Source organism: Kitasatospora sp. NPDC058965 (genome assembly GCF_042741245.1).
GTDB lineage: Bacteria > Actinomycetota > Actinomycetes > Streptomycetales > Streptomycetaceae > Kitasatospora.
Genome location: NZ_JBHYKG010000001.1, coordinates 87,219 through 99,506, shown reverse-complemented (window position 1 = coordinate 99,506; position 12,288 = coordinate 87,219). Strand labels below are relative to the sequence as shown.

11 protein-coding genes are annotated in these 12,288 nt (G+C 71.7%); all 11 read left to right on the top strand.

Going from position 1 to position 12,288, the window contains the following annotated elements:
• Nucleotide 1 precedes the first annotated feature (1 nt).
• Nucleotides 2–337: a DUF4233 domain-containing protein gene (locus ACFW1A_RS00445; RefSeq protein ID WP_380401516.1), complete on the top strand. Its 336-nt coding sequence runs from the start codon at nucleotides 2–4 to the stop codon at nucleotides 335–337.
• An 85-nt stretch (nucleotides 338–422) separates the two neighbouring features.
• Nucleotides 423–836: a nucleoside-diphosphate kinase gene (ndk, locus tag ACFW1A_RS00440; protein WP_380401513.1), complete on the top strand. Its 414-nt coding sequence runs from the start codon at nucleotides 423–425 to the stop codon at nucleotides 834–836.
• 329 nt (nucleotides 837–1,165) lie between these two features.
• Nucleotides 1,166–2,191: a rod shape-determining protein gene (locus ACFW1A_RS00435; RefSeq protein ID WP_145908394.1), complete on the top strand. Its 1,026-nt coding sequence runs from the start codon at nucleotides 1,166–1,168 to the stop codon at nucleotides 2,189–2,191.
• Nucleotides 2,192–2,348: 157 nt separating this feature from the next.
• Nucleotides 2,349–3,311 (top strand): rod shape-determining protein MreC, encoded by a 963-nt coding sequence (gene mreC, locus ACFW1A_RS00430; protein WP_380401510.1) that lies wholly within the window; start codon nucleotides 2,349–2,351, stop codon nucleotides 3,309–3,311.
• A 3-nt stretch (nucleotides 3,312–3,314) separates the two neighbouring features.
• Nucleotides 3,315–3,932 carry a rod shape-determining protein MreD gene (gene mreD, locus ACFW1A_RS00425; RefSeq protein WP_380401507.1) on the top strand — a complete coding sequence of 206 codons (618 nt, stop codon included), beginning with the start codon at nucleotides 3,315–3,317 and terminating at the stop codon, nucleotides 3,930–3,932.
• A gap of 28 nt (nucleotides 3,933–3,960) precedes the next feature.
• The gene (mrdA, locus tag ACFW1A_RS00420) at nucleotides 3,961–6,165 is read left to right on the top strand and encodes a penicillin-binding protein 2 (protein ID WP_380401504.1); all 2,205 of its coding nucleotides are present in this window, start codon (nucleotides 3,961–3,963) and stop codon (nucleotides 6,163–6,165) included.
• Nucleotides 6,162–7,364 (top strand): rod shape-determining protein RodA, encoded by a 1,203-nt coding sequence (gene rodA / locus ACFW1A_RS00415; RefSeq protein ID WP_380401501.1) that lies wholly within the window; start codon nucleotides 6,162–6,164, stop codon nucleotides 7,362–7,364. The genes mrdA and rodA overlap by 4 nt, the downstream gene beginning before the upstream one ends.
• Before the next feature lie 103 nt (nucleotides 7,365–7,467).
• Nucleotides 7,468–9,420 (top strand): TIGR03960 family B12-binding radical SAM protein, encoded by a 1,953-nt coding sequence (locus tag ACFW1A_RS00410; RefSeq protein ID WP_380401498.1) that lies wholly within the window; start codon nucleotides 7,468–7,470, stop codon nucleotides 9,418–9,420.
• Nucleotides 9,421–9,651: 231 nt separating this feature from the next.
• The gene (locus tag ACFW1A_RS00405) at nucleotides 9,652–10,077 is read left to right on the top strand and encodes a CBS domain-containing protein (protein ID WP_380401495.1); all 426 of its coding nucleotides are present in this window, start codon (nucleotides 9,652–9,654) and stop codon (nucleotides 10,075–10,077) included.
• A gap of 70 nt (nucleotides 10,078–10,147) precedes the next feature.
• Complete coding sequence (locus ACFW1A_RS00400) at nucleotides 10,148–10,921, top strand: hypothetical protein (protein WP_380401493.1); 774 nt, start codon at nucleotides 10,148–10,150, stop codon at nucleotides 10,919–10,921.
• A gap of 256 nt (nucleotides 10,922–11,177) precedes the next feature.
• On the top strand, nucleotides 11,178–11,981 hold the full coding sequence (locus ACFW1A_RS00395) for a TIGR03936 family radical SAM-associated protein (protein WP_380401595.1): 804 nt from the start codon (nucleotides 11,178–11,180) through the stop codon (nucleotides 11,979–11,981).
• Nucleotides 11,982–12,288 lie beyond the last annotated feature (307 nt).

Sequence of the window (12,288 nt, the reverse complement as noted above, 5' to 3'; positions counted from 1 at the left end):
CATGCGCACGCTCTGCTCGTCCACGCTGATCGGCGAGGTCTTCGTGATCCTCTTCGCCGCCTGCGTCGCCATGCGGATGACGGACGTCTCGACGGCGGTGATCTGGACCGTCAGCGGGGTGGCGATGCTGCTCTGCGTGCTGCTCTGCGGCGTGATCACCCGGCCGGGCGCGGTGGCGGTCGGCTGGGGGCTGCAGGTCGCGCTGATCGCCGGCGGCCTGCTGCTGCCCACCCTGTACGGGCTGGGCGTGGTCTTCGCCGGGCTGTGGTGGTGCTCCGTGCACTACGGCCGCAAGATCGACGCCATCCGGGCCGAGCGGGCGGCCGCCGGGGCCTGACCGGGCACCGACCGTTCGCTCACCCGAGGTAACCTCTGGGCCGGTGGCTTACACCAATCCGTCCCGAATCGCATGGAGCCGCACCGTGACCCAGCGCACCCTCGTCCTGCTCAAGCCCGACGCCGTCCGTCGCGGCCTGGCCGGTGAGATCATCAGCCGGATCGAGCGCAAGGCCGGCTGGCAGCTGGCCGCGGTCGAGCTGCGCACCTTCGACCGGGCGACCCTGGAGCAGCACTACGCCGAGCACGTCGGCAAGCCGTTCTACGAGCCCCTGCTCACCTTCATGAGCGAGGGCCCGTCGATCGCGCTGATCGTCGCGGGCGAGAACGTGATCCCGGGCGTGCGCGCGCTGGCCGGTGCCACCGACCCGCTGCAGGCCGGTCCGGGTACGATCCGCGGCGACTTCGCCACCATCACCCGGGAGAACCTGATCCACGCCTCCGACTCGCCCGAGTCCGCGGAGCGCGAGATCAAGATTTTCTTCCCCGCGCACGCCTGAGCGAACGCGACGGCGGAACTCTGCGGCTGACGCCGGGTCGGTCAGGACGGCCCGGCTCAGCCAACTGTGGGAATCTGATCCTCAAATATGGAACCGGGCGCGCCGACACGGCGTCCCAATGCCGGAAGAACTGATTCGGCGACGGAGAATGGACGCCATGCCCACCCCGCCGACGAGTTCGCCGGGCGTGGCTACGATGGAGGCACTCGGTGGGCCCCAGGGTCTGCCCCGCAGTCCCCGCACCGCTGTGCAGTGCACCGGTGTGAGGGTCAACTCCTCGCCCAAGACATCCAGTTCGGGAAGGCGTTCTACTCCTCATGGCCAACAACCTGTCGTTCATCGGCCGTGACCTGGCGATCGACCTCGGCACTGCCAACACGCTGGTGTACGTCAGGGGCAAGGGGATCGTCCTGAACGAGCCGTCAGTCGTGGCGGTCAACACCAACACCGGCGGCATCCTCGCGGTCGGCTCCGAGGCGAAGAAGATGATCGGGCGCACGCCCGGCAACATCATCGCGATCCGCCCGCTCAAGGACGGCGTGATCGCCGACTTCGAGATCACCCAGCGGATGCTGCGGTACTTCATCCAGAAGATCCACCGCCGCCGCTACCTGGCCCGCCCCCGGGTGGTGGTCTGCGTCCCCAGCGGCATCACCGGCGTCGAGCGCCGCGCCGTGGTGGAGGCCAGCCACCTGGCCGGCGCCCGCCAGGTGCACATCATCGAGGAGCCGATGGCCGCCGCGATCGGCGCCGGCCTGCCGGTCCACGAGGCCACCGGCAACATGGTGGTGGACATCGGCGGCGGCACCACCGAGGTGGCGGTGATCTCGCTCGGCGGGATCGTCACCGCGCAGTCCATCCGGGTGGCCGGCGACGAGCTCGACAACGCGATCGTCCAGCACATCAAGAAGGAGTACTCGCTGCTCCTCGGCGAGCGCAGTGCCGAGCAGATCAAGATGAGCATCGGCTCGGCCTACGGCTCGGAGACCGAGAAGGACGAGCACGCCGAGATCCGCGGCCGCGACCTGGTCAGCGGCCTGCCGAAGACCGTGGTGATCTCCGCCGCCGAGGTCCGCGAGGCGATCGACGAGCCGGTCAACTCCATCATCGACGCGGTGAAGACCACCCTGGACCAGTGCCCGCCCGAGCTGGCCGGCGACGTGATGGACCGCGGCGTGGTGCTCACCGGCGGCGGCGCGCTGCTGCGCGGGCTGGACGAGCGGCTGCGCCGGGAGACCGGCATGCCGATCCACATCGCGGAGAACCCGCTGGACTCCGTGGTGCTCGGCTCGGGCCGCTGCGTGGAGGAGTTCGAGGCGCTCCAGCAGGTACTGGACGCGCAGCCGCGTCGTTAGTACCGGTGCCGCGCGCGATCGACGCAGCACCCACCGGTGCGGGTCGAGAGCGCCGGGGCACGAGACCCAGGGGCGGCGGTGGGCCGGCGCGACGCCGGTCCGGCCGACCGCCGCGACACTTCCAGACCGGCCGTCAAGAAGGGGCAGCACCGCCGCCGTGAGGGACACACGAGAGAGCCGACTGCTGCTCATCCTGCTGGTGGCCGTCGCCTTCGCACTGATCACCGTGGACATCAAGGGAGGTGAGACCTCCCCGCTGAACGGCGCCCGCAAGAGCGCCGCCGCCCTGCTCGGCCCGGTCGAGCGGGGCGCCGCCGGCGCCGTGGACCCGATAGCCCGCACGGTCCGCGCGATCCGCGACTCCGGCACCCAGCAGCAGCGGCTGGACCAGATCGGCGCCGAGAACACCGAGCTGCGCCAGCGGCTGGCCTCCTCCGACACCGCCACCGGGCGCACCAAGCAGCTCGACGACATGCTGCGCACCGCCGGCACCGGCGGATACACCGTCAAGGCCGCGCAGGTGATCGCCATCGGCGCGGCCCAGGGCTTCTCCTGGACCATCACCATCGATGCCGGCAGCGACGACGGCATCGAGCGCGACATGACGGTGATCAACGGCGAGGGCCTGGTCGGCCGGGTCACCACGGTGGCCCCGACCACCGCCACCGTGCTGCTGGCCACCGACCCCGGCTTCACCGCCGGCACCCGGATGGAGGGCAGCGGCGAGATCGGCTTCGCGGCCGGCCAGGGCGCCAGCCCCATGAAGGTGCAACTGCTCAACGGCAAGGCGCAGGTCAAGCCGGGGGACCGGCTGGTCACCTTCGGCTCGCAGAGCGGCCGCCCGTTCGTGCCCGGCGTGCCGGTGGGCAAGGTGCTCAGCGTGGAGGCCACCCCGGGCGAGCTGACCAAGACCGTCCTGGTCCAGCCCTTCGTCTCGTTCACCCGGCTCGACCTGGTCGGGGTGGTCGTGGTGCCGCCGCGCACCGACCCGCGGGACGCGGTGCTGCCGCCGGCCCCCAGCGCCGCCCCGACCCCGAACGCCGCCGCACAGCCGTCGCCGGTGGTCGCGCAGCTGCCCGCCCAACCCACCGCCACCGCCAGCAAGACCGGAGGGAACTGACCGATGGTCGTCAAGCGTGTCGTGCTCGCGGGCGTGCTGGTCCTGCTCGGCCTGGTGGTCCAGGTCAGCGTGCTGGGCCGGCTGCAGCTGCCGGGGGCGACCCCGGACCTGCTGATGCTGGTGGTGGTCGGCCTGGCGCTGGTCTGGGGCCCGGGGGCCGGCTGCACGGCCGGCTTCGGCGCCGGCCTGCTGGCCGACCTGGCCCCGCCCTCGGACCACGCGATCGGGCGCTACGCCCTGGTGCTCTGCCTGGTCGGCTACGCGGCCGGGCTGCTGCGGGCGGAGCCCGGCCGGCAGCGCTCGGTGTTCGTCCCGCTGGTGGTGGTGGCCGGCGCCGCGGTGGTCTCCACGGTGCTGTACGCGGCGGTCGGCGCGCTGGTCGGCGACACCGCCGCCCGGCACGTCGGGCTGACCGGACTGGTGTTCAGCGCGCTGCTGTACGACCTGCTGCTGGCCCCGTTCGTGGTGCCGGTGGTGATGCTGCTGGCCCGCCGGATCGACCCCGGTGCGGTGGGCGAGGTGACCGGCTCGGGTCTGGGCACGCTGGCCCGCTACAAGACCACCCGCGAGCCCTCGGCGGTCGGCCCGTCCGCCCGCAAGAAGCGCGTCCCCGGCCTCTGACGACCCGCTAGGCAGGAGTTCCTTCCCCGTGAGCAACATCCCGGAGACCGGCCGCACCCGCCGCGTGACCATCCGTCTGGTGGTGCTGCAGATCCTGGTGCTCTCGCTGCTCGCCACCCTCGGCGGGCGGCTCTGGTACCTGCAGATCCGCAACGGCAGCGAGTACACCGCCAAGGCGTCCAGCAACCACATCCGCGAGGTGGTCGCCCCCGCCGTGCGCGGCGAGATCCTGGACGCCAACGGCAAGGTGCTGGCGGGCAACCAGACCAAGCTGGTGGTCTCGGTCTCGCGCACCTCGCTGCTGCAGCAGAAGGACCACGGCAAGGCGGCGCTCACCCGGCTGGCCCAGGTGCTGGGGATGGCCCCCAAGGACGTGCAGGACAAGGTCCGGCTCTGCGACGCCAAGACGCCGCAGCCGTGCTGGAACGGTTCGCCGTACCAGCCGATCCCGGTGACCGACCAGGCCACCACCCAGCAGGCGATGCAGATAATGGAGCGCCGCGAGGACTTCCCGGGGATCACCGCCCAGCCCACCGCGCTGCGCCAGTACCCCGCCCCGGACGGGGCCAACGCGGCCCAGGTGCTCGGCTACCTCTCGCCGGTCACCGACGACGAGGTGAGCAAGACCGCCGACAAGACCGGCCGGGACCGCTACCTGCCCTCCGACCAGATCGGCCGGGCCGGCCTGGAGTCGGTCTACGACAACGACCTGCGCGGCACCACCGGGGTGGACCGGCTGGAGGTCGACAACCTGGGCCGGGTGATCGGCTCGGCCGGCAACACCCCCGCCCAGTCCGGCAACAACGTGGTCACCAGCCTCGACTCGCGGGTGCAGAAGGTGGTCGAGGACAACCTGGTCCAGGCCATGAACGACGCCCGCACCCAGTTCGACAAGGAGACCAACAAGAACTACGTCGCGGACTCCGGCGCGGCCATAGTGATGGACGTGCACACCGGCCGGATCATCGCGATGGCCAGCGCGCCGACCTACGACCCCAACCTCTGGGTCGGCGGCATCTCGGCCAAGGACTACGCCAACCTGACCAGCCAGGACAGCAACGTCCCGCTGCTCAACCGGGCCATCCAGGGCCAGTCGGCCCCCGGCTCCACCTTCAAGGTGGTCTCCACCTCGGCCGCGGTGCTGGCCGGCTACTCGCTGGACGGCCACTACCCCTGCCCGCAGAGCATGACCATCGGCGGACGCGAGTTCAAGAACTTCGAGGGCGAGCAGTTCGGCGACATCTCGTTGGAGAAGGCGCTGGAGATCTCCTGCGACACCGTCTTCTACGGCCTCGCGTACGACCAGTGGATGAAGGACGGCGGGATCAAGCCGAAGAACCCGGCCGACTGGTTCTACAAGACCGCCCACCAGTTCGGCCTCGGCGCCAAGACCGGCGTGGACCTGCCCGCCGAGGTCACCGGCCGGGTGCCGGACCGGCAGTGGAAGCAGGACTTCTACACCGCCAACAAGGACGCCTGGTGCAAGCAGGCCGCGGGCGGCGGCACCGACTTCGCCACCCAGATCGCCCGCGAGAACTGCGTGGACGGCAACGTGATGCGCGCCGGTGACTCGGTCAACTACGCGATCGGCCAGGGCGACACCCTGGTCACCCCGATCCAGATGGCCCGGATCTACTCGGCGCTGGCCAACGGCGGCACGCTCTACCAGCCGAGCGTGGCCAAGGCGATCGTCACCCCCAGCGGCCAGCTGGTGCGCGACATCGCGCCGGTGGTGTCCGGCAAGCTGCCGGACGACCAGAAGACCCTGCAGTACATCGACCAGGCCACCGCGGGCGTCATCACCAGCGGTACCGCCGCCTGGAAGTTCGTCGGCGCCGGCTGGCCGCAGGACAAGATCCAGCTGCACGCCAAGACCGGTACCGCCGAGGTCTACGGCAAGCAGACCACCTCCTGGCTGACCACCTACAGCAAGGACTACGCGGTGGTCATGACGATCAGCCAGGCCGGTACCGGCTCCGGCGGCTCCGGTGACGCGGTGCGCAAGATCTACCAGGCGCTGTACGGCGTGGACGACAAGGGCGCCATCGACAACGCCAAGGCGCTGCTGCCCACCCCGCAGACCCAGCTGCCCAAGTTCAACCCGGACGGCACCGCGCAGCTGCAGCAGGCCTCGTACACCCTCGACTACCCGACCCCGGCGCCGGGCCGGCCCGCCTTCGCCGCCGACCTGGTCGCGGTGGAGCCCCGCACCACCGGAAGGAGCCGGGCATGACCTCCTCCTACGGGTCGTACCGCCCGCTGCGGTTCGCCCCGCAGCGCAGCCCGCTGGCCCGCGCACTGGCCAAGGACGCACCGCTGCGGCGGATCGACTGGATACTCGTGCTGGCCGCGCTGGCGCTCTCGCTGGGCAGTTCGCTGCTGGTCTGGTCGGCCACCCGCGGGCGCGACTCGCTGACCCACGGGGATCCGCAGTACTTCCTCTACCGGCACCTGACCAACCTGGTCATCGGCCTGGTGCTGTTCGGGGTCGCGGTGGCGATAGGGCACCACCGGATCAAGGCCGCGGTGCCGGTGCTGTACGTGCTGGCGGTCCTGATGCTCTTCGCCACCCTGAGCCCGCTCGGCTCGACCATCAACGGGGCGCACTCCTGGATCCAGTTCGGCGGCGGCTTCTCCATCCAGCCGGCCGAGTTCGCCAAGCTGGCGATCGTGCTCGGGATGGCGCTGGTGCTCTCCTCCCGGGTGGACTCGGGCGAGCGCGAGATGCCCACCGACATGAGTGTGCTGCAGGCGCTGGCGGTGGCCGGCTTCCCGATGTGCGTGGTGCTGCTGATGCCGGACCTCGGGTCGGTGATGGTGATGGCGGTCACCACGCTGGGCATCCTGCTGGCCTCCGGGGCGCCGAACCGCTGGCTGATCGGGCTGATGGCGGTCGGCGGCCTGGGCGCGGCGGCGGTGTGGAAGCTCGGGGTGCTGAGCAAGTACCAGATCGACCGGTTCGCCGCCTTCGCCAACCCCAAGCTGGACCCGGCCGGCGTGGGCTACAACACCGCCCAGGCCCGGATCGCGATCGGCTCCGGCGGCCTGACCGGCAAGGGCCTGTTCCACGGCACCCAGACCATAGGGCAGTTCGTCCCGGAGCAGCAGACCGACTTCGTCTTCACGGTGGCCGGCGAGGAGCTCGGCTTCGTCGGCGGGCTGGTGCTGATCTCGCTGGTCGGCGTGATCCTCTGGCGGGCCTGCAAGATCGCCCGGCAGGCCACCGACCTGTTCGGCACGATCGTCTGCGGCGGCGTGATCACCTGGTTCGCGTTCCAGTCGTTCGAGAACATCGGGATGACCCTGGGGATCATGCCGGTGGCCGGCATCCCGCTGCCCTTCGTGAGTTACGGCGGGTCCTCGATGTTCGCCGGCTGGATCGCCATCGGACTGCTGCAGGCGGTCCGCACGCAGCGGCCGATAGCGGGCTGAGCGGTGCGCACGGGGCTCCCCCGACCTCGGCGGTCGGGGGAGCCCTTTCGGTCGCGCTACCCTTGAGGGTCACCCCTTCCGCTCTCACAGAGGGTTACGCCGCATGCCAGTCGAATCGGTCTTCCCACGCCTGGAGGCCCTCCTCCCGCACGTCCAGAAGCCGATCCAGTACGTCGGCGGCGAGCTCAACTCGACCGTCAAGGAGTGGGACTCCTGTGACGTCCGGTGGGCCCTGATGTACCCGGACGCGTACGAGGTCGGTCTGCCCAACCAGGGCGTCATGATCCTTTACGAGGTGCTGAACGAGCGCGAGGGCGTGCTCGCCGAGCGCACCTACAGCGTCTGGCCGGACCTGGAGAAGCTGATGCGCGAGCACGGCGTCCCCCAGTTCACGGTCGACGCGCACCGCCCGGTGAAGGCCTTCGACGTCTTCGGCCTGTCCTTCTCCACCGAGCTCGGCTACACCAACATGCTGGCCGCGCTGGACCTGGCGGGCATCCCGCTGCACGCCGCGGACCGCACCGACGAGGACCCGGTCGTGCTGGCCGGCGGCCACGCCGCGTTCAACCCCGAGCCGATCGCCGACTTCATCGACTGCGCGGTGGTGGGCGACGGCGAGCAGGCCGTGCTGGACATCACCGAGATCGTCCGGGCCTGGAAGGCCGAGGGCCGCCCGGGCGGCCGGGACGAGCTGCTGCTGCGCCTGGCCCGCACCGGCGGGGTCTACGTGCCCCGGTTCTACGACGTGGAGTACCTGCCGGACGGCCGGATCGGCCGCGTGGTGCCGAACGCCCCCGGCGTGCCGTGGCGGGTCGCCAAGCACACCGTGATGGACCTGGACGAGTGGCCGTACCCCAAGCAGCCGCTGGTGCCGCTGGCCGAGACGGTGCACGAGCGGATGTCGGTGGAGATCTTCCGCGGCTGCACCCGCGGCTGCCGGTTCTGCCAGGCCGGCATGATCACCCGTCCGGTCCGCGAGCGCAGCATCACCGGCATCGGCGAGATGGTCGAGCGCGGCCTGAAGGCCACCGGCTTCGAGGAGGTCGGCCTGCTCTCGCTGTCCAGCGCCGACCACACCGAGATCGCCGACCTCACCAAGGGCCTGGCGGACCGCTACACCGACGACAAGATCGGTCTGTCGCTGCCCTCCACCCGGGTCGACGCCTTCAACATCGACCTGGCCAACGAGCTGACCCGCAACGGCCGCCGGTCCGGCCTGACCTTCGCCCCCGAGGGCGGCTCGGAGCGGATCCGCAAGGTGATCAACAAGATGGTCTCCGAGGAGGACCTGATCCGCACGGTCGGCGCCGCCTACGGCAACGGCTGGCGGCAGGTGAAGCTGTACTTCATGTGCGGCCTGCCCACCGAGACCGACGAGGACGTGCTGCAGATCGCCGAGATGGCGAAGAACGTCATCGCCAAGGGCCGCGAGGTCACCGGCACCAACGACATCCGCTGCACGGTCTCGATCGGCGGCTTCGTGCCGAAGCCGCACACCCCGTTCCAGTGGGCCCCGCAGCTGGGCGCCGAGGAGACCGACGCCCGCCTGGCCAAGCTGCGCGACGCGATCCGCGGCGACCGCAAGTACGGCAAGAACATCGGCTTCCGCTACCACGACGGCAAGCCCGGCATCGTCGAGGGCCTGCTCTCCCGCGGCGACCGCCGGATCGGCGCCGTCATCCGCGCGGTCTACGAGGACGGCGGCCGGTTCGACGGCTGGCGCGAGCACTTCTCCTTCGACCGCTGGATGGACTCGGCCGAGAAGGGCCTGGCCGGCACCGGCGTCGACGTGGCCTGGTACACCACCCGCGAGCGCTCCTACGAGGAGGTGCTGCCCTGGGACCACCTGGACAGCGGCCTCGACAAGGACTGGCTCTGGGAGGACTGGCAGGACGCGCTGGAGGAGGTCGAGGTCGAGGACTGCCGCTGGACCCCGTGCTTCGACTGCGGCGTCTGCCCGCAGATGGACACCCACATCCAGATCGGCCCCACCGGGCAGAAGCTGCTGCCGCTGACCGTGGTCAAGGCGCCCGAGCAGCAGGGGTCGCCGGCGTAGCGGACGGTGCCCCGGCCGGGTCGGGCGGGGCGGCTCACGTGCAGGAGTTCGGCGGCCGGGGCGTGGTTCCCGGTCGCCTCCTGTCCTCTCCGGTCGACCCGCCCGCGACCGGAGTAGCCTCGAAGGCGTCCAGGGCATCCCGCATCCCGGTACTCGTTCCGGCTTCGTTCTGGGTGAAGGACAGGCCGGCGGCCCCGGGCGGGCGGCCGGAGACGGGAAGCGGTGAACACCGTGACCACTCACCCCCCGCAGGCGACCCGGGCCGGCCGAGGCCTCACGGTGGCCGACGCCATGGAACCCTTCGACTACCAGATCACCGACGACAGCAGCATCGACCGGGCCGACGACATCCTCCGCAGCGCCGACCTGGACTACCTGCTGGTCCGGGACCACAACGGCCGCTGCGAGGGACTGGTCACCCGCACCAGCCTGCAGCCGTTCCTGACCCACCTGTGGTACGCCGAGCGGACCGCGATCAGTGCCACCACGCACCAGCGCGGCCCGTTCGCCTGGCCGACCATGGGCCTGCGGCTGGCCGCGATCGCGATGCGGATCAGGCACCTGGCGGTCTGGCCCGTCGTCGACGACGACGGCTACCTCCTCGGGGTCATCACCGCGGACCGCGCCACCGGGCTGCTCGCCGCCGCGCCGGCCTGAGCCGCCGCGCCCGGACACGTGCCGATCCGCGCCGGCGGTCCCCCCGATGCCACACGGGAACGAGCCTGAGATGGACGACGGGCAGCAGCAGGACCGCCCGGGCGACGACGACGTGCGGGCCCAGCGGCTGACCGAGCAGCTGCGGACGGCGATCGAGGACGCCGACGCATCCGTCCTGGTCCTGGCCCGCGGTGTCCGCGCCGCGCACCGGGCGCAGGTGTGGCGGGTGCTCGGGCACTCCTCGTGGTCGGCGTACGCGCTGGCGGAGTTCGGCATCGGCCGCCCGACCGCCTACCGGCTGCTCGACCTGGCGGACCTCGCCGGAGCGATCGAGACCACCGTCCGGCGCGAACTCGGGCGGTCCCACGCCTGGGACGGTTCCGGCCCGGTGCTGCCGGTGCGCGCGGTGGTCGAGCTCGGGGGCCGCACCGCGGAGCTCACCGACCTGCTCGCCGACCGGCTCACCGATGCCCACCGGGAGGCCGGCGGCGCCGTGCTCCCGGTCGGCGAGGTCGGCAGGATCGTCGCCGCCGCGGTCGCGGAGGTCAGCACCAGCCCGGACGTCCCGGCCGCGGAGCTGGCGACCGGCCCCGCCCCCGACGGCGCCACCGAGGCCTGGCGCCAACACGTGACCGCCAGGTGCGACCTGATCGCCCAGCAGCGCGCGGCCCAGCACCGGATCGGCCTCCTCGCGCTGGAGGCGGTCCCGGCCTACCTGGCGGACCGTCAGTACGAGGACGTACTGACCCGCGTCGCCGACGACATCGGTGTCACCACCGCCGAGGTGCTCGCCTGCCGCCGGTACGCGATCTCCGGCGACGCCCGGGCGATGGACGGCTGGTAGACCGCCCGCCGCGCCGGGACGGTTGCGGCGCCGGTTCTGCGCGCACGACGTTCTCCGGCTGTCGGCCGCCCGCGCCCTGGTCGCCTCGCGCGAGCCGCTCCGCAGCACCGCACCGGTCAAGCACCGACCGGGCTGCCCGAGCGCGTACCCTTGCACCTTGACAGAGTCCGGTGCCCAGCCCCGGACCAGGCTTCTCACGAAGGACTGAGTGACTCTGGCACGCCGCACGCCCGACGGTCCGCCTCCCGCGCCGACGGTGCAGCGCATCCGACTGCGCTACACCAAGCGGGGCCGTCTGCGCTTCACCAGCCACCGTGACTTCCAGCGCGCCTTCGAGCGGGCGCTGCGCCGCTCCGCCGTGCCGATGGCGTACTCGGCCGGCTTCACGCCGCACCCCAAGGTGTCGTACGCCAACGCCGCGCCCACCGGCGTGGCCAGCGAGGCCGAGTACCTGGAGATCGGCCTGGCCGACTTCCGGGACCCGCAGGAGCTGCGCGCCCAGCTGGACGAGTCGCTGCCCACCGGGCTGGACGTGGTGGACGCCGTCGAGGTGCGCACCCCCAACTTCGTCGAGCGGCTGGAGGCCTCGCTCTGGGAGCTGCGGCTGCCGCAGGTCGGCGACGAGGAGGCGGCCCGGGCGGTCGCCCTCTTCCTGGCGGCCGACGAGGTCCAGGTGGAACGGCAGACGAAGAACGGGCTACGGGTCTTCGACGCGCGCGGGGCGGTAGCCCGTCTGGAAGCGGTCCCGGCCCAGGTCGGCGTTGGTCCGCTCGGGGAATCCCCGGCCACCTCCGATGTTCGTACCGGTCATGCCTGTGCGATACTGCGGCTGGTAGTACGACACGCCACACCCGCCGTACGACCAGACGACGTCTTGTCCGGTCTTCGTGCGACGGCCGACCTCGCGCTGCCGGTCCCCGCTGAGGTGACCAGGCTGGCGCAGGGGCCGCTCGACGAGGAGACCGGCACGGTGACCGACCCGCTGGCGCTCGACCGCGCTGCGGCCCCGGCCGTCCCATCGGAGACGGCCGTAGAGCCGCAGGCCGCAGCGTCCGCCTAGCGGGCGGAGGCGAGAGCCGGATTAACCACCCGGCTCTGCGCGCTCCAGGGTTCCCGCGGCTCCCCAGGGGAGCGAGCGTCGTCGCGCACTGGCCGTTTCACCGCGCCGCCCTTAGGGCCGGCGCGGGGGCCCGCCCCGGGAGCCACCCTGGGTTGTGGGGCCGCGCAGCTTGCGAAAACCTGAGAAGAACTGGTCAGACCAGAAGACTTTCGACACCCCGCACCTGCGGGGCGCCGAGCGAGACTACGAGCCCCTGTGCGGCTTCGCGTCCGCACGGCGGCGCCGTTGGAGAGTCGCCCCGGGCGCC

Excerpts from the sequence above, each read along its gene's own strand:
- ACFW1A_RS00445 (WP_380401516.1), top strand. The coding sequence starts at position 2 with ATGCGCACGCTCTGCTCGTCCACGCTGATCGGCGAGGTCTTCGTGATC.
- ACFW1A_RS00410 (WP_380401498.1), top strand. The coding sequence starts at position 7,468 with ATGCCAGTCGAATCGGTCTTCCCACGCCTGGAGGCCCTCCTCCCGCAC.
- ACFW1A_RS00400 (WP_380401493.1), top strand. The coding sequence starts at position 10,148 with ATGGACGACGGGCAGCAGCAGGACCGCCCGGGCGACGACGACGTGCGG.
- rodA (WP_380401501.1), top strand. The coding sequence starts at position 6,162 with ATGACCTCCTCCTACGGGTCGTACCGCCCGCTGCGGTTCGCCCCGCAG.
- mreD (WP_380401507.1), top strand. The coding sequence starts at position 3,315 with ATGGTCGTCAAGCGTGTCGTGCTCGCGGGCGTGCTGGTCCTGCTCGGC.